The sequence below is a fragment of the Rhizobium sp. BK377 genome (assembly GCF_014193935.1).
Taxonomy (GTDB): Bacteria; Pseudomonadota; Alphaproteobacteria; order Rhizobiales; family Rhizobiaceae; genus Rhizobium.
This window is the reverse complement of the sequence record NZ_JACIAC010000003.1, coordinates 347,666-365,042: the sequence shown is the minus strand read 5'-3', so window position 1 is coordinate 365,042 and position 17,377 is coordinate 347,666. Positions and strand designations below refer to the sequence as shown.

16 protein-coding genes are annotated in these 17,377 nt (G+C 61.2%); 7 read left to right on the top strand and 9 right to left on the bottom strand.

Annotated elements, in window-relative coordinates; all coding sequences use genetic code 11:
• Positions 1-188: 188 nt before the first annotated feature.
• The gene (hutC, locus tag FHT92_RS16310) at positions 189-944 is read left to right on the top strand and encodes a histidine utilization repressor (protein WP_183827022.1); all 756 of its coding nucleotides are present in this window, start codon (positions 189-191) and stop codon (positions 942-944) included.
• Between the two features lie 25 nt (positions 945-969).
• Here hutC (FHT92_RS16310) and FHT92_RS16305 read toward each other — a convergent pair whose 3' ends face one another.
• From FHT92_RS16305 to hutI, 8 genes are all read right to left on the bottom strand, one after another.
• The gene (locus tag FHT92_RS16305; RefSeq protein ID WP_183827019.1) at positions 970-1,755 is read right to left on the bottom strand and encodes an ABC transporter ATP-binding protein; all 786 of its coding nucleotides are present in this window, start codon (positions 1,753-1,755) and stop codon (positions 970-972) included.
• Positions 1,752-2,525 carry an ABC transporter permease gene (locus tag FHT92_RS16300; RefSeq protein WP_183827016.1) on the bottom strand — a complete coding sequence of 258 codons (774 nt, stop codon included), beginning with the start codon at positions 2,523-2,525 and terminating at the stop codon, positions 1,752-1,754. The genes FHT92_RS16305 and FHT92_RS16300 overlap by 4 nt, the downstream gene beginning before the upstream one ends.
• 59 nt (positions 2,526-2,584) lie before the next feature.
• Positions 2,585-3,532 (bottom strand): ABC transporter substrate-binding protein, encoded by a 948-nt coding sequence (locus FHT92_RS16295; protein WP_183827013.1) that lies wholly within the window; start codon positions 3,530-3,532, stop codon positions 2,585-2,587.
• A 122-nt stretch (positions 3,533-3,654) separates the two neighbouring features.
• Positions 3,655-4,230, bottom strand: coding sequence for a HutD family protein (locus FHT92_RS16290; protein WP_183827010.1), 576 nt, complete (start codon positions 4,228-4,230; stop codon positions 3,655-3,657).
• Between the two features lie 3 nt (positions 4,231-4,233).
• Positions 4,234-5,922, bottom strand: a complete 1,689-nt coding sequence (gene hutU, locus FHT92_RS16285) for a urocanate hydratase (RefSeq protein WP_183742371.1) — start codon at positions 5,920-5,922, stop codon at positions 4,234-4,236.
• Between the two features lie 15 nt (positions 5,923-5,937).
• Positions 5,938-6,738, bottom strand: a complete 801-nt coding sequence (hutG, locus tag FHT92_RS16280) for an N-formylglutamate deformylase (protein ID WP_183742373.1) — start codon at positions 6,736-6,738, stop codon at positions 5,938-5,940.
• A gap of 1 nt (position 6,739) precedes the next feature.
• Positions 6,740-8,275: a histidine ammonia-lyase gene (hutH, locus tag FHT92_RS16275; protein WP_183827007.1), complete on the bottom strand. Its 1,536-nt coding sequence runs from the start codon at positions 8,273-8,275 to the stop codon at positions 6,740-6,742.
• The gene (hutI, locus tag FHT92_RS16270) at positions 8,272-9,531 is read right to left on the bottom strand and encodes an imidazolonepropionase (RefSeq protein ID WP_183827004.1); all 1,260 of its coding nucleotides are present in this window, start codon (positions 9,529-9,531) and stop codon (positions 8,272-8,274) included. Before hutI ends, hutH begins: the two co-directional genes overlap by 4 nt.
• Before the next feature lie 124 nt (positions 9,532-9,655).
• Between hutI and FHT92_RS16265 the strand changes: the two genes are divergently transcribed.
• Together FHT92_RS16265 and hutC (FHT92_RS16260) are read left to right on the top strand one after the other, a co-directional pair.
• Positions 9,656-11,002 carry a formimidoylglutamate deiminase gene (locus FHT92_RS16265; protein ID WP_183827001.1) on the top strand — a complete coding sequence of 449 codons (1,347 nt, stop codon included), beginning with the start codon at positions 9,656-9,658 and terminating at the stop codon, positions 11,000-11,002.
• A 57-nt stretch (positions 11,003-11,059) separates the two neighbouring features.
• Positions 11,060-11,785 carry a histidine utilization repressor gene (hutC, locus tag FHT92_RS16260; RefSeq protein WP_183743436.1) on the top strand — a complete coding sequence of 242 codons (726 nt, stop codon included), beginning with the start codon at positions 11,060-11,062 and terminating at the stop codon, positions 11,783-11,785.
• Positions 11,786-12,074: 289 nt separating this feature from the next.
• On the opposite strand, the gene FHT92_RS16255 is transcribed toward hutC (FHT92_RS16260), so the two are convergent.
• Entirely contained in the window at positions 12,075-13,100 is a 1,026-nt protein-coding gene (locus tag FHT92_RS16255; RefSeq protein ID WP_183742381.1) for a substrate-binding domain-containing protein, read from the bottom strand.
• 270 nt (positions 13,101-13,370) lie between these two features.
• On the opposite strand from FHT92_RS16255, the gene FHT92_RS16250 reads away from it, so the two are divergent.
• The 4 genes from FHT92_RS16250 (at position 13,371) to FHT92_RS16235 (ending at position 17,316) form a co-directional block, all read left to right on the top strand.
• Positions 13,371-14,417, top strand: a complete 1,047-nt coding sequence (locus tag FHT92_RS16250; protein ID WP_183826998.1) for a sugar ABC transporter substrate-binding protein — start codon at positions 13,371-13,373, stop codon at positions 14,415-14,417.
• A 68-nt stretch (positions 14,418-14,485) separates the two neighbouring features.
• Positions 14,486-15,307, top strand: a complete 822-nt coding sequence (locus tag FHT92_RS16245; RefSeq protein WP_210278494.1) for an ATP-binding cassette domain-containing protein — start codon at positions 14,486-14,488, stop codon at positions 15,305-15,307.
• Positions 15,304-16,563, top strand: coding sequence for a sugar ABC transporter permease (locus FHT92_RS16240; RefSeq protein ID WP_183742385.1), 1,260 nt, complete (start codon positions 15,304-15,306; stop codon positions 16,561-16,563). The genes FHT92_RS16245 and FHT92_RS16240 overlap by 4 nt, the downstream gene beginning before the upstream one ends.
• A 24-nt stretch (positions 16,564-16,587) precedes the next feature.
• The gene (locus FHT92_RS16235) at positions 16,588-17,316 is read left to right on the top strand and encodes an SDR family oxidoreductase (protein ID WP_183826994.1); all 729 of its coding nucleotides are present in this window, start codon (positions 16,588-16,590) and stop codon (positions 17,314-17,316) included.
• Positions 17,317-17,377 lie beyond the last annotated feature (61 nt).

Below are 17,377 nucleotides of genomic sequence, written 5' to 3'. Positions count from 1 at the left end.
ATGTGATCTCCTCTGAGATTGGACAGACCTTGCGGCATGAACGCCGATCTTCGCCGGCTTGCCCACCTTGATCCTCTGTTCATTTTCAGATCGGTAGGTTGTATAGGGTACCATATGAGATATTTTGTGATATGCAAGAGGAAAGTCGGAATAAGAGGCAGATTCCATTCTTGCAAAGGGAATAGGCAATGAAGCGTCCCAACGAGATGAAGCGCGAGCTCGCGGAGAATGATAGTGCGCCGCTTTATGCCGGCGTCAAGCAGGTTATTCTCGACCGGATCCGCAGCGGTGAATGGCCGCCGCGCCACCGCGTGCCCTCTGAAAACGAGCTGGTGGTGGAGCTCGGCGTCTCCAAAATGACCGCCAACCGGGCGCTGCGGGAACTGGCAAATGAAGGCGAGCTCGTGCGCATCCAGGGCGTCGGCTCCTTCGTTGCCGAACCCAAGGGGCATTCCGCCCTTTTCGAGGTGCGCAACATCGCCGACGAGATCGCCGAGCGCGGTCATACACATGAGGCGACAGTTATCGTTCTCGCCGAGGAGACGGCTTCTCCCGACATTGCCGATGCGCTCGAACTCGACATCGGTGCGCCGGTTTTCCACTCGCTGATCGTCCATAGTGAGAACGGTGTTCCCGTCCAGATCGAGGACCGTTTCGTCAATCCGGGAGCCGCCCCCGACTACCTGGCGCAGGATTTTTCGACGCTGACGCCGAATGCTTACCTGACGGCTGCGGCCCCCTTGAGCGGCTCGGAACACATCGTCGAAGCGGTGACGCCGCGGGCCTGGGAATGCAAGCTCCTGACCATCCTGCAGAACGAACCGTGCCTTGCCATTCGCCGCCGCACCTGGTCAGCGCGCCAGGTCGTCTCCATGGCGCGTCTTGTCTATCCCGGAAACCGCTACCGGCTGGAAACGCGCAGCGGCAAGGTCTTCGAGGAATAAATTGGTTGTATATGGAAGTTTGTGGTTATCCGTGCTCGGCAGCCGCAATCGCTTCGCTGCGGATATCTTCCGTCAGCTTGAGGCGCAGTTCTGAAAATTCCGGGCTCGCCTTGATCGTGTAATGGCGCGGATGCGGAAGATTGACCGGCGTGATCGATTTGATCTTTCCAGGTCGCGCCGTCATGGTGACGACGCGTGATGCCATGAAAACGGCTTCCTCGATGTCGTGTGTGACGAAGATCACGGTCTTCTGCTCCCGTTCCCAGATGCCGAGCAGCAGTTCCTGCATGAGGCCGCGCGTCTGGTTGTCGAGCGCGCCGAAAGGTTCGTCGAGCAGCAGGATCTTTGGATTGTTGGCAAGCGCCCGGGCAATCGCGGTTCTTTGCTGCATGCCGCCGGACAGCTGTTTAGGCCAATGGTTCTCAAAGCCGCGCAAGCCGACCTTGGCGACATAGCTTGCGACGATCTCGTTCTTTTCCTTCTCCGCCATGCCTTTTTCGCGCAGGCCGAAGGCGATGTTGTCGCGCACCGTCAGCCAGGGAAAAAGCGTATAGGACTGGAAGACCATGCCGCGGTCGGCTCCCGGTCCCTTCACCTCGCGCCCTTCCAGCGTGACCGTGCCTGTCGAGGGGAAGTCGAGGCCGGCGATAATGCGCAACAGCGTCGATTTTCCACAGCCGGAAGGGCCAAGCACGGTGACGAAATCGTTCTTGGCGATATCGAGATCGGTCGGCTGCAGGGCAAGCGTTGGGGAGCCACCCCGCACGCCGGGAAAAGTGCGGCTGACCCCCTTGATGACGAGTTCGCTCATGCGAGCCTCCAGGCAAACAGCCAGCGGTTCAGCCATTTGAAGGCGAAGTCGGAAATGAGCCCGATCAGACCGATGACGATGATGCCGAAAATGATCTGACCGGTGGCGAGCAGCGCCTGGCTGTTGATGATCATGTAGCCGATGCCGGAGGATGCGCCGATCAGCTCGGCGACGATGACATAGGTCCACGCCCATCCGAGCACGAGACGCAGGATTTCGGCAATATCGGGCGCATTTGCCGGAATGAGCACGCGGCGGACGACGCCGCTATCCCCGGCGCCGAGCGTATAGGCGGCCTCGACGAGATCGCGGCGCGTGCCGGAAACGGCAACCGCGACCATGAGGACGATGTGGAAAACCGCGCCGATGAAGATGACGAGCAGCTTCTGCGTCTCGCCGATGCCGGCCCACAGGATCAAGAGGGGCACGAAGGCGGAGGCCGGCAGATAGCGTGCGAAGGAGACGAAGGGTTCGAGCAATGCTTCGATCGGCTTATAGGCGCCCATCAGGATGCCGAGCGGCACGGCGACCAGCGCCGAGAGGATGAAGCCGCCAACGACGCGCCAGACCGTCATGCCGATATCGAAGAGAAAACCCTGGTTGACGAGCAGGTCATAGCCGTCCTGCACCATGGTGATCGGATCGGCGAGAAAGGTTTTCGACACGTAGCCGCCAAGCGTCGCATAGCCCCAGGCGGCGAAGAAGAGAATGAAAAACAGCAGGCCGAAGAGCAGCCGGCTGCCCGAGCCGATAGGTTGAAGTGGACGCATGCGGTGCCTTGCCGGAAAACAGGGAGCGCTCTGGCGGCGCTCCCCGGCATCTGTGCCTGTTACTGAATGAAGGAGGGGTCTGCGAGCGTCGAAAGGTCGGGTTTTGCCTTGATGACGCCGGCTTGCAGCAGAAGATCGGCGGCCTCTTCATTGAAGCTCTTGAAGGTGGTCTTGAAGAAATTCTGAGCCGCGGCCTTGTCCTGCCATTCGAGGTAGGCGGCCGACTCGCCGAATTCCTTGCCGGACTGCTTCACATCCTTGCCCATGATCTCGAAGGACTTGTCCTTGTCCGTCTTGATCATCTCGAGCGCGTCATAATAGCTCGCGGCAAGCGCCTTGGCGGCTTCCGGATTGTCCTTCAGGAAGGCCGTAGTGCAGCCGAATGTATCCATGACGGCCGGATAATCGAGGGTCGTGGCAATGATCTTGCCCTTGTCGGGCGCATTTCGAACGCTGGAAAGATAGGGCTCATAGGTCACGGCCGCATCATTCTGACCGGCAAGCAGCGCCTGCGCCGCGGGACCCGGCTCCATGTTGACGACTTTCACGTCCTTCATGCTGAGGCCGTTCTTGGCGAGGATGAAGGCGAGCAGGAAATAGGGAGACGTGCCCGGCGCTGATGCGGCGACCGACTTGCCCTTGAGATCGGCGATCTTTTCGATGCCGGGCTTTGCCGCAATGCCGTCGGCGCCATGCGAAACATCGAGCTGGAAGATCTGCGTGGTCGCAACGCCGGCCGCATTCCAGACGATCCAGGTTTCCACCGTGGTGGCGGCGCACTGGATGTCGCCGGAGGCAAGCGCCAGATGCCGGCTTGCCTGCGGAACCTTGGTGATGGTGACGTCAAGCCCGTGCCTCTTGAAGATGCCGGCTTCCTTGGCAAGTGTGAGCGGTGCAAAACCGGTCCAGCCAGAAATGCCGATCGCGACTTTGGTATCTGCGGCGTGAGCGGCTGTTGCGGCGAGGACCGCTGCAAAAGCGGCGGCAAACATCCCAGTTTTTTTCATGATCCGAATTTCCCTGCTCTTATTTTAGGCGCCCTTGCTGGGTGCCCATTAAATGTATTTAACGCATGCCCGAATTGTTTTGTCTAGACATTATGATGGCGCTGCGGCGGGATAAAACGCCATCAGATTGCCGCGATGGTGATCGCGTAGAGCAGGGCATTGCCGTGCAATTGCAGGGATCCACCGACGGCCTCTTCGAGGAGCATCGCATCGCCCGCGACGAGAGCGATCTTGTCTTTCGCAAGATTAACGTCCGTATGGCCGCGATGGCAAAAGAGAAGCGACTGCTCGCCAGTCAGGGGCAGTTCTTGCCGCCCGTCGACTGCGAGGCGAAGCACGTTATGCCGGAGCCTGTCCCGACGGGTCATCACGTTGAGATCGGTGATTGTGCCATCCGTCAATTCGGCGCTAACGGAAACATCTGCCGGAAAGAAAAATGGATCGCTTTCCTGCGTCAGAAGAACCGGCGCGCGACCTTCTATGAAGAGGTGCATGCCATCGCCTTCCAGGATCGACAGTGTGCGGTCGATCCCGGGAAAGACGGAGAAGGGGCCGTCGGCGGCAACGGTTGCCATGCTGACCCGCCAGTCAAAGCCGGCAAGCCCCGCGTCCGGCGGCGAAACGGCGATTTCCACCGTTTCTCCGCCGCCGTTCTTCCACGGCATGCGTTTGTGATCGGCGGCGCGCAGGATCTTCATGGCTCAGTTTCCGAGGATGCCGGGCAGGCGCAGGCCCTTGTCCTTGGCGCAATCGATCGCGATGTCGTAGCCGGCATCGGCATGGCGCATGACACCGGTCGCCGGATCGTTCCAGAGAACATTTCCAAGACGGCGGGCCGCATCGTCAGTACCGTCGGCGCAAATGACCATGCCGGAATGCTGCGAGAAGCCCATGCCGACGCCGCCACCGTGATGCAGCGATACCCAGGTGGCGCCCGACGCGGTGTTGAGCAGCGCGTTCAGGAGCGGCCAGTCGGAGACAGCATCCGAGCCGTCCTTCATTGCTTCCGTCTCGCGGTTCGGCGAAGCGACGGAACCGGAATCGAGGTGGTCGCGGCCGATGACGACGGGCGCTTTCAGCTCGCCGTTCTTGACCATCTCGTTGAAAGCAAGGCCGAGCTTGTGGCGGTCGCCGAGACCGACCCAGCAGATGCGGGCGGGCAGACCCTGGAAGGCGATGCGCTCCCTGGCCATGTCGAGCCAGTTGTGCAGATGCTTGTTGTCGGGCAAGAGCTCCTTCACCTTGGCGTCGGTCTTGTAGATATCCTCGGGATCACCCGAGAGGGCCGCCCAGCGGAACGGGCCAATGCCGCGGCAGAAGAGCGGGCGGATATAGGCCGGTACGAAGCCCGGGAAGGCGAAGGCGTTTTCCAGACCCTCGTCCTTGGCGACCTGGCGGATATTGTTGCCATAGTCGAGTGTGGGAACGCCGGCATCCCAGAAGGCGACCATCGCCTCGACATGCGCCTTCATCGAGGCGCGGGCAGCTGCTTCCACGGCCTTCGGATCGGTTTCGCGCTTGGCCTTGGCTTCGGCGACGCTCCAGCCGACCGGCAGATAACCGTTGCGCGGATCATGGGCCGAGGTCTGGTCGGTGACGATATCGGGGCGTGGACCGCCGGCCTGCATGCGGGCCACCAGTTCCGGGAAGATTTCGGCGGCATTGCCGAGAAGACCGACCGACTTTGCTTCGCCGGCCCTGGTCCAGCGCTCGATCTTTTCCAGCGCCTCGTCCAGCGTATGGGCCTTTTCATCGACATAGCGGGTGCGCAGGCGGAAATCGATGCGGGTCTCATCGCATTCGACGGCCAGGCAGCAAGCGCCGGCCATGACGGCTGCGAGCGGCTGGGCGCCGCCCATGCCGCCAAGGCCGCCGGTCAGGATCCACTTGCCCTTGAGGTCGCCATTATAGTGCTGGCGCCCCGCTTCGACGAAGGTTTCGTAAGTGCCCTGAACGATGCCCTGCGTGCCGATATAGATCCATGAGCCGGCCGTCATCTGGCCGTACATGGCAAGGCCCTTTTTATCGAGCTCGTTGAAATGGTCCCAGGTCGCCCAGTGCGGTACGAGGTTGGAATTGGCGATGAGCACGCGCGGCGCATCCTTGTGGGTGCGGAAGACGCCGACCGGCTTGCCGGACTGCACCAGCAGCGTCTCGTCCTCGTTCAGCGTCTTCAGCGTGGCGGCGATGCGGTCGAAATCATCCCAGGTGCGGGCGGCGCGGCCAATGCCGCCATAGACGACGAGCTCATGCGGGTTTTCGGCAACGTCAGGGTCGAGATTGTTCATGAGCATGCGCAACGGCGCTTCGGTCATCCAGCTCTTCGCATTGAGCTCTGGCCCGCGGGGCGCACGGATTTCGCGGATATTGTGGCGCGGGTTTACGGTCATGATGATGTTCCCTTTTTAGCGTTTCAGACCAAGCGCGATCTCTTCGATCCGCGTCAGAATGGATTTGAGATGAATGCGCAGATTGTCCGCCTCCTCACCGTCATAGGCGAAGGGAGGCTCTTCGGTTGCAAGATGCGTGGATTGGGCCAGTTCCATCTGGATGGCGTGGACGCCGGTTGCCGGCTTGCCGTAATGGCGCGTCGTCCAGCCGCCCTTGAAGCGGCCGTTGAGGATGCTGTCATAACCTGCCGCAGCGGATGCAATGGCGATGGCCGCCTGCTCGATCGCCGGATCGCAAGTCTTGCCCATATCCGTGCCGATGTTGAAATCCGGCAACTTGCCCTCGAAGAGGAAAGGAATGTGGGAGCGGATGGAGTGGCAGTCGTAGAGAATGGCGATGCCATGAATGGATTTCACGCGTTCAATCTCGGCTGCAAGGGCGGCATGGTAGGGTGCATGAAAATCGCGCAGCCTGACGGCGATATCGGCCTCGTTCGGCGCTGCCCCATCCTTCCAGATCGCCTTGCCGTCGAAATCCGTCTCCGGGATCAGCCCGGTCGTGTTCTGGCCGGGATAGAGGCTGGTGCCGGAAGGGTCCCTGTTGGCATCGATCACATAGCGATGGAAAGTCGCGCGCACCGTCGTCGGATTGTCGAGCAACCCGTCATAGAGCCGGTGGATGTGCCAGTCGGTATCGGCAAGCAGCCGGCCGTTATCATCAAGGCGCTCCCAGATATCGGAAGGGACTTCGGTACCGGTATGGGGAAAGCCGAGAATGACGGGGGAAGTGCCTTGCTTGACCTCGAAAACAGGCATGTCAAACCTCCAGAGCGGGCAAGATACCGCTTGAAACGGATGCGTTGAGACCACCGCCGGCAACGAGCACCGTTGCCGCCCTTAGATCGTTCGCCATGTAGCGGTCTTCCTCCAGCGACGGCACGGCGGCGCGAATGGCGGCGATCGCCTTCTTGAGCTCGGGGCTGGTCGCAAGCGGGGCGCGAAGCTCCACCCCTTGCGCGGCGGTGAGCGCCTCGATGCCGACGATCGCAAAGAGATTTTCGGTCATTGGCAGAAGCCGGCGCGCGCCATGGCAGGCCATCGACACATGGTCTTCCTGGTTGGCCGAAGTCGGTGTCGAATCGACGGAGGCCGGGTGCGACATCTGCTTGTTCTCGCTCATCAGCGCGGCGGAGGTGACTTCGGCGATCATCAGGCCGGAATTCAGGCCCGGCTTCTTTGCGAGGAAGGCCGGCAGGCCGTAGGAAAGGGCCGGATCGACGAGCAGCGCGATGCGGCGCTGGGCGATCGCGCCGATCTCGCAGATCGCAAGGGCGATCTGATCGGCGGCGAAGGCAACGGGCTCGGCGTGGAAATTGCCGCCGGAGACGACCGAATTGTCAGAGAGCACCAGCGGATTGTCGGTCACCGCATTGGCTTCGATCTCCAGCGTGCGGGCAACCGAGCGCAACAGATCAAGGCAGGCGCCGTCGACCTGTGGCTGGCAACGGATGCAATAGGGATCCTGTACGCGCTCGTCGCCTTCGATATGGCTCTGGCGGATCGGCGAATTTTCGAGCAGCGCGCGCAGGGCAGCCGCCGTATCGATCTGGCCGCGATGGCCGCGGAGCGTATGGATATCGGGATGGAACGGCGCCGATGAACCCATGGCCGCATCCGTCGACATGGCGCCGGTAATCAGCGCCGATTGTGCGGCCCGGTGCGCACGGAAGAGACCGGCGAGCGCGAGGGCCGTCGAGGTTTGCGTGCCGTTGATCATCGCCAGGCCTTCCTTGGCGGCAAGCACGATCGGTTGCAGCCCGGCTTTGACAAGCGCCGTTGCGCCATGCAGCCTTTCGCCTCCGAAGAAGGCCTCGCCGTGGCCCATCATCACGGCCGTCATATGGGCAAGCGGGGCAAGATCGCCGGAGGCGCCGACCGAGCCTTTTTCCGGGATGACCGGAATGACGCCGCGCGCCATCATCGCTTCGATCAGCCGCACGATGTCGAGCCGCACGCCGGAGGCGCCGCGGCCGAGCGAAACGAGCTTCAGCGCCATGATGAGGCGCACGACATTTTCCGGCAGCGGCTCGCCGACGCCGCAGCAATGGGAAAGGATGAGATTGCGCTGCAGCGTTGCCACATCGGCGCTATCGATCTTGATCGAGGCAAGTTTACCGAAGCCGGTATTGATGCCGTAGACCGGCGCATTGCCGGCGGCGATCTCGGCAATACGTTTCGCCGCCTTGAGGATCCCCGCATCAAAGGACGGGTCGAGTTTTGCCGGAACGCCCGTCCAGTAGATGGTTGCGAGATTCTGAAGTGAAACGGAGCCTGGATGCAGGGTAATGGTCATCGGTCGATCCTCTGGCCCTTGAAGATATGTGTGTGAAGCGGGTTGAAGCCGATGCGATAGACGAGCTCGGCGGGGCTCTCGATATCCCAGATCGCCAGATCAGCGGACTTGCCGGCCTCGATCGTGCCGGTCTCGCTAAGCAGGCCGAGGGCGCGGGCGCCTTCGCGGGTCGCGCCGGCGATGCATTCTTCCACCGTCAGTCTGAACAGCGTCGCCGACATGTTCATGGTGAGCAGCATGGACGTGAGCGGCGAGGTACCGGGATTGCAGTCCGTGGCAATTGCGATGTGCACGCCGGCCTGCCTCAAGGCCTGAACCGGCGGTTTCTGTTTCTCGTTGATGGCGTAGAAGGCGCCCGGGAGCAGAACCGCAACCGTGCCGGCCGCCGCCATTGCCTGCGTGCCATCTTCATCCAGATATTCCAGATGATCGGCCGAAAGCGCACCATAGGAGGCTGCAAGTTTCGCGCCGCCGAGATTGGAGAGCTGTTCGGCATGGAGCTTGACGGGAATCCCGAGCGAACGGGCCTTGTCGAAGACCCGTGCGATCTCATCGACCGAGAAGGCGATGCCTTCGCAGAAGCCGTCGACGGCGTCGACGAGGCCTTCGGCACGTGCCCTCTCCAGGCCCGGCAGGACGACATCGGAAATGTAATCCTGGTTCCGTCCCTTGTATTCGACGGGAGTTGCATGGGCGCCGAGATAGGAGGTGATGACCCGCACCGGCCGGTGGTCTGCGAGTGCGCGGGCGGCGCGCAGCATCTTCAGTTCTGCCTCGATATTAAGCCCGTAACCGGACTTGACCTCGATGGTGGTCAGACCTTCCGAGATCAGCGTGTCGAGCCGCGGCAGCGCGGCCCCGACGAGGCCTTCGACGGACAGCGCGTTGGTTGCCTTCACGGAGGAGACGATGCCGCCGCCGGCGCGTGCGATTTCTTCATAGGTCGCGCCTTCGAGCCGCATCTCGAATTCCCGCGCGCGGTTGCCGCCATAGACGATGTGGGTATGGCAGTCGACGAGGCCGGGTGTGACCCAGCGGCCTTCAAGGTCGGTAATGTCGGCCGCCTCGATCAGCCAGGACGGCAGTTCGGCTTCCGGGCCGGCATAGAGGATGCGCCCACCTTCACAGACGACGGCGCCTTTCTCGATAATGCCAAGTCCCGGCAGATCCTCCCGCAGGGTCGCAAGGCGTGCATTGCGCCATAGCGAGCGAGCGCTCGACTTGTGGCCCGATCCGGAAAATTTGTTCCCACTCATCAGCTTTACGCCTTTCCTTATGGCTGAATATGTATATACATAATAAAAGGGGTGACAAGTAGAAATTTATGGCCTTTCGCATAAAGGCAAGCGAAGCGGTCAATTGCGAAACGGGAGAGCGATCATGACGAAACTTCATGCGGCGGCTGCCTTGCTGGCCGAAGGCTGGCGCAAGGATGTGCGCCTGACGCTTGCGGACGGACGCATTGCCGCAATCGAAACGGATGTTGCGTCTGACGCGGATGACGAGCGTCATTCTGTCCTGCTGCCGGCAATGCCGAACCTCCATAGCCATGCCTTTCAGCGGGCGATGGCAGGGCTTGCGGAAGTGCGCGGCCCCGCCAATGATAGTTTCTGGAGCTGGCGCACAGTCATGTACAAATTTGCGCTCTCGATGACGCCGGACCATGTCGAAGCTGTAGCGGCGAAACTTTATATGGAAATGCTGGAAGCCGGCTTCTGCCGCGTCGGCGAGTTCCACTATCTGCATCACGACAAGGATGGCAGCCCCTATGCAAATATCGCCGAAATGGCGGAAAGGATTGGTGCTGCGAGTGCCGAAACCGGCATCGGATTGACGTTGTTGCCGGTTCTCTACGCCCATTCCGGCTTTGGCGGTGCGGCACCCATTGAAGGACAGCGCCGCTTCATCAATTCCGCCGAAAGTTTTGCGCGGCTGATGGAGGGCTGCCGGAAGATCACTGGCAGGCTTCCTGGTTCAGAGATTGGTGTCGCGCCGCACAGCCTGCGCGCCGTCACGCCGGACGAACTGTCTGTTGCCATTGCGCTTGCCGATAAGGGCCCCATCCACATTCATGTCGCCGAGCAGGTCAAGGAGGTTGAGGATTGCCTCGCCTGGTCCGGCGCAAGACCTGTCCAATGGCTGCTCGACAATGCGCCGGTTGATCAGCGCTGGTGCCTCATCCACGCAACCCACATGACGGCGGACGAAACCCGGGGGGCGGCAAGGAGCGGCGCCATTGCCGGCCTCTGCCCGATTACCGAAGCCAATCTCGGCGACGGGGCATTTTCGGCGCCGCTATTCTTGTCCGAAGCCGGGCGCTTCGGCATCGGGTCCGATTCCAATATTCTGATTTCCGTTGCCGGGGAACTTCGCCAGCTCGAATATTCCGAGCGTCTGGCGCTGCGCGCCCGCAATGTCATCGCCACCACTGGCGGCTCCACCGGCCAGGCCCTCTTTGAAGACGCGCTAGCCGGTGGTGGTGCGGCATTGAAGGCACCGGCGGGTCTTGCTGCAGGCAATTATGCCGACATCGTCTCGCTTGATACCACAGCGGTCCCCTATCTTTCCGAAGGCCAGATTCTCGATCAGTGGATCTTTGCCGGTGATGTGGCAGTCGACAGTGTCTGGGCGCTCGGACGCAAGCAGGTGGAAAATGGCCGGCATCTGCGCCGCGACCTGATCGACCGGCGCTTCACCGCCACGATGACCGAGTTGTTGGCGGCATGACGACCTTTCCTCCGCGCTTCCCAGGCGCTACAGCGGGAGGGAAGCCGGAGCGCAATGATGAATGAACCCAAGGAAACGACCTTACACCAGCGTATCCTCAGTGATATCGAGGGCCGTATCGTTTCGGGCGAATGGCCGCCGGGCTACCGCATTCCCTTCGAAGTGGAGCTGACCAAGCAATACGATTGCTCCCGCATGACGGTAAACAAGGCCCTGACCCAGCTGGTGAAGGCCGGTCTCATCGAACGCCGCAAGAAATCCGGCAGCTTCGTTATGCAGCCGCAAGCCCAGGCCGCGGTGCTCGAAATCCACGATATCAAGGCGGAAGTTCAATCCCTCAATCTCGCCTATTCCTACAAAGTCGCAAAGCGCGTCCGCAGGAAGGCGCAGGCGCAGGACCGCCAGATGCTGGACCTGCAGCAGAATTCCAGCCTCGTCGAAATCATCTGCACCCACTACGCGGGGACACAACCGTTTTGCCTTGAAAAGAGGTTGATCAATCTTCAAACCGTGCCGGAAGCCGCACACGAGGCGTTTGAGGAGACTGCACCCGGCCCGTGGCTCTTAAGCCAGGTTCCCTGGAGCGCTGCCGAGCACAAGATCTTCGCAATCGGCGTCGATGAGGAGGAGGGGGCCATGCTTTCCATCCCCGCATCGACCGCATGCCTTGTCGTCGAACGACGTACCTGGAACAAGTCAGGCCCCGTCACGCATGTGCGCTTCGTCTATCCCGGCAATCGCCACGCCCTTTATGCCCGCTTCACGCCGGAGGCCGTGAAATAGGCACAACTCCCAAACGAAAAGCGCCCGGCCACCTCGTATGACCGGACGCCTGTTGCTGCCGCCGCACTGGGTCGGCGACTTCCCATAGAAAGCGATTTTCTGAACGTCAATATCCCAGAAACAGGAGTATTGCGAAAGTCGACGCTTACCTTAAGGCATCGGATTAATCCGGATTCCTGCCGGCATGCTCCAAAGCGGGCCGTGCCTAGCGCCTTTCTTGGCCCTGCGACGGGGCCTGCCTCGGTACTATCGAATGCACCGTGGCATCTGTCCGCCCGGGCCTGGACAATCAAGGGCCTTGCACTTCCGGAATAAGCGGCGGCACTTGGATGACGAGGGGTTTATTTGCTCCGGATTCGATAAGCTCGAATACCTTCGTCAGCATGCCCGGCACGTCCTGGCGTACCATCTCGATTCCGTTGCCGAGCAGGGTGACGAAGGGATCCCAGTCGAAGCAGCCGAGCACAAGGCTGCGGTCGTCGAGGTGACCGGAGCGGCGGATCCAGCGCATGACGCCCTCGAGTGAAATCGTCGAGTTGACGAACATGCCCTTGGGTAGGATCTTGCCGACAAGGGCGCGCTCGTCCAACGCCTTTTCAGCTTTTTCCGGTGCATACCCGCAGGCAAGAATATTTTCCTCATGCACTGCAACGCCGAGATCCGCATGGGCCTCGCGAAAACCCCTTATACGTTCGGCTGTGTTGTGGTCGCTGCCGCGCCCGCCAATGAAAAGCAACGGCTCCATCTTGCCGAGCCTCTGCTCACTGTTTTTCAAGATCCGGCGCGTCAGTTCACGCGCACCGGCAAAATTGTCCGAGATGACCGAGGGGGCAAGGGCGCCGGGCAGATCGAGATTGAGGCTGCGCACACCTGCTGCCGCACACATTTCAGTGATCCGGTCAGGATCAGTCGCACCTGTCGCGATCAGGCATTCGACCTGATAGGAAAGCATGGTGCGCGCCGCCTCGACCTCCAGCTGCGGGTCACGGCGCGTGCAGGTAATGATTGGGAAGAGGCCGCGCGCTCGCGCCATGTCTTCGAAGGTTTCGACGATGGAGCCGAAGTAGCGGTTATCGTATTTCGGCACGATCATGCCGATGATGTGGGACTTTTCGCGCCTCAGAAGGCTCGCCTGCATGTTGAGTGCATAACCCTGTTCGTCGGCGATGCGCATGATCTTTTCGGCAAGCTGGACACTGATCCTGCGCTTCTTCCAGTTGCCGTTGAGCACGGCGCTGACGGCGCTCGCCGATGTGCCGGCAAGCTCTGCCAGATCGTAAATCGTCGTCCGCTTGGTCTGCTTCACCTGATTCAAATGCGCGTCTCCGTTTGCGGTAACTTGACATCAAACGACAGAAGTGGCAATTCTTGCTTCATCGATTGAGCAAGATTGCGCAATCGATGATACAAGCCGGTTCGAAAAGCCGGTACAGGGAGGTATTCTAAGAAGCTGCGGGAAGGCTGTGCTTTTGCAGGGGCGCTTTGCTCGTCGTTTTCGTGGCGACGAAGGCGGCGGCGAGCGGGCGAACCGTAGTGACTTCCAGCAATGCCTGGGCCTGTCTTCGATCACACCAAGGAGGAGAAAATGAATTATCGCAATTTGCTTATGGCATCAGTGACCGTTTTCATGGGTCTTGCCGGCGCCGCCTCGGCTCAGGAAGCCGCGACTGTCGCCTTTCTGATGCCTGACCAGGCATCCACACGCTATGAGCAGCACGATTTTCCCGGCTTCAAGGCCGAGATGGAGAAGTTGTGCCCGAAGTGCACTGTGATCTATCAGAACGCCAATGCCGATGCTGCGCTGCAGCAGCAGCAGTTCAACTCGGTCATCGCCCAGGGCGCCAAGGTGGTCGTTCTCGATCCTGTCGATTCCGCCGCTGCCGCCGGCCTTGTCGAAATCGCCCAATCCCAGGACGTCAAGGTCATTGCCTATGACCGCCCGATCCCGGACAAGCCGGCGGACTATTACGTCTCCTTCGACAATGAAGGCATCGGCTACGCGATCGCCAAGTCGCTCGTCGAGCATCTGAAAGCTTCAGGCGTTGCCGATGGTGCTGGCGTACTCGAGATCAACGGCTCGCCGACCGATGCGGCCGCCGGCCTGATCCGCGACGGTATCCATCGCGGCCTCAAGGAATCCGCTTACAAGACGCTTGCCGAATTTGACACGCCGGAATGGGCGCCGCCGAAGGCACAGGAATGGGCTGCCGGCCAGATCACCCGCTTCGGCGCCGATATCAAGGGCGTTGTCGCCGCCAACGACGGCACGGCCGGTGGTGCGATTGCCGCTTTCAAGGCTGCCGGCGTGAAGCCGGTTCCGCCGGTTACCGGCAATGATGCGACGATCGCAGCCCTTCAGCTCATCATTTCCGGCGACCAGTACAACACGATTTCCAAGCCGTCCGAAATCGTCGCCGCCGCCGCTGCCAATGTGGCGGTAAAGATGATCAAGGGAGAAAAGCCCGAGGCCAAGACGACGCTCTACAAGACGCCTTCGGAGCTGTTCATCCCTGCCGTCGTGACCGCCAAGAACATCAAGGCTGAAATCTTCGACAAGAAGATCCAGACGCCCGAGCAGATCTGCACCGGCGAATATGCCGAAGGTTGCAAGAAGCTTGGCATCACCAACTAAACGCGCTTGAGTGAACTCCGGCCGCGCTCGCCGCGGCCGGATGACCCATGGCAGGAAAGGCAGCACCCATGAGCAGGGTCGTGAAGGATATGCCGGAGAAGGGTCAAACGATCCTCCGGTTGAACAATATTTCCAAAAATTTCGGCGCGGTGTCGGCGCTGACCGATATCGAGCTGGACGTGAAGGCCGGCGAAGTCGTGGCGCTGGTCGGTGACAATGGCGCCGGCAAGTCGACTCTGATCAAGGTCCTGGCGGGCGTGCACCAGCCCTCTTCCGGAACGATCGAGTTCTGCGGCCAGAACGTCACGCTCGACAGCCCCGGCAAGGCGCTGGAACTCGGCATAGCCACCGTCTTCCAGGATCTCGCGCTCTGCGAAAACCTCGACGTCGTTGCCAATCTTTTCCTCGGCCATGAAATCTCTCCATGGGGCCTCGACGAGGTTGCCATGGAAGTGCGCGCCTGGACTTTGCTCCGGGAACTTGCCGCCCGCATCCCCTCGGTGCGCGAGCCGATCGCCTCGCTTTCCGGCGGCCAACGGCAGACGGTTGCCATCGCCCGTTCGCTGTTGCTCGATCCGAAGATCATCATGCTGGACGAACCGACCGCCGCACTCGGCGTCGCCCAGACTGCGGAGGTGCTGAACCTGATCGAGCGCGTCCGTGAGCGCGGCCTTGGGGTCATCATCATCAGCCACAATATGGAGGACGTGCGCGCCGTGGCGGACCGCATCGTCGTGCTGCGCCTGGGGCGCAACAATGGCGTCTTCACGCCCGATTCGTCGAACCAGGAGCTCGTTGCCGCGATTACCGGCGCCACCGAAAACGCCGTCTCTCGGCGCATCGAGCGCAAGACGGGTGCTGCCCACGAAACCAGCGGGAGGCCCGCATGAGCCAGAAAATGTCCGATACAGTCAGTCAGCCGGCAGCTCTCGATCGCAGCGACGAGCGCGTCCGCCACGACGATAACATCATGGGCATGGTCAAGGCCTTCTTCGACCGCGTACGCTCGGGCGATCTCGGCATGCTTCCGGTTTTCGTCGGCCTGATCGTCATCTCGACGGTCTTCTCGCTGCTCAATCCGGTGTTTCTGGCGCCGAACAACCTCGTCAACCTGCTGTTTGACTGTGCCACCGTCGGCGTCATCTCGCTCGGCATCGTCTGCGTGCTGATGCTCGGCGAAATCGACCTTTCCGTCGGCTCGATGAGCGGCCTTTCCTCTGCCATCCTCGGCGTGCTTTGGGTCAACATGGGCTGGCCGATTCCTCTGGCGATCCTTGTCGCGATCGTTGCCGGCATTATCGTCGGCGCGCTCTACGCGGTTCTCTATAACAGGCTCGGCATGCCAAGCTTCGTCGCCACACTGGCCGGCTTGCTCGCGCTCCTCGGCATGCAGCTTTATATCCTCGGACCAACTGGCAGCATCAATCTGCCTTACGCTTCGCCGCTTGTCCGTTTCGGTCAGATCCTCGTCATGCCCGACTGGCTATCCTACGTTCTGGCTCTATTGCCGGGCGTAATTCTCGTCGTCAACGAGATGCGCAAGCGCCGCCAGCGGCAGGCTTCGAACCTCTCCTCCCCACCGGTCGGCGCTCTCGCGGTCAAGGCTATCGTGCTCACCGCCGCGCTGGAATTTGCCGTCTACTATCTCAATCTCGGCCGTGGCGTGCCGTGGATGTTCGGCCTCTTCGTCGCCATCGCCGTCATCCTGAACTATGCGCTGACCCGAACGAAGTGGGGACGCTCGATGTTTGCCGTCGGCGGCAATCGCGAGGCGGCTCGCCGCGCCGGCATCAATGTGCGCCGCATCTATCTCAGCGCCTTCGTGCTCTGTTCGACGCTTGCCACGATCGGCGGCATCCTGTCGGCCTCGCGGCTTGCCTCTTCCAGCCAGCAGGCAGGCACGGGGGACGTGAACCTCAACGCGATCGCGGCGGCGGTCATCGGCGGCACCAGCCTGTTCGGCGGCCGCGGCAGCGCCTATTCAGCCCTGCTTGGAATCATCGTCATCCAGGCGATTTCCAACGGGCTTACGCTGCTCAATCTCAGCTCGTCGCTGCGCTACATGATCACGGGTGCCGTTCTGGCAATTGCCGTCATCGTCGATTCGCTTGCTCGCCGGTCCCGTGTCAGCCACGGCCGCGCCTGATTACGCATCTCAAGGAGTATTTGCATGACTGATCTCATGAAAGGCAAGGTTGCCGCCATCACCGGTGCGGCGTCGGGCATCGGGCTGGAATGCGCTCGCACGCTGCATGCCGAAGGCGCAACCGTCGTCCTCGTCGATCGTGCCAAGGACAAGCTCGAGTCTCTCTGCAGCGAGATTGGTGAGGGCGCTCTGCCGCTCGTCGTCGATCTTCTCGACGGCCCGCAGGTCTCCGGCATGCTGCCGCGCATTCTGGAATTGGCCGGCCGGCTCGACATCTTCCACGCCAATGCCGGCGCCTATATCGGCGGCCCGGTTGCCGAGGGCGATCCCGATGCCTGGGATCGGATGCTCAACCTCAATATCAATGCGGCCTTTCGCTCGGTCCACGCGGTGCTGCCGCATATGATTGCGCAGCAGTCCGGCGATATCCTGTTCACGAGTTCGATCGCCGGTGTCGTGCCCGTCGTCTGGGAGCCGATCTATACGGCGTCGAAATTTGCCGTCCAGGCCTTCGTCCACTCGACCCGCCGGCAGGTCGCCCCGCATGGCGTGCGTGTCGGCGCAGTGCTGCCGGGACCAGTCGTAACCGCGCTGTTGGATGACTGGCCGAAAGCCAAGATGGAAGAGGCGCTGGCCAATGGCAGCCTGATGCAGCCGAAGGAAGTGGCCGAGGCGGTGCTCTTCATGCTGTCACGGCCGCGCAATGTCACCGTCCGCGATCTGGTGATCCTGCCGAACAGTGTCGACCTCTGAGGTTGACAGGTCCGGTTCCGGATTGTTCTAGAACTTGAAACTGCCGATTTGAAACGAGAGA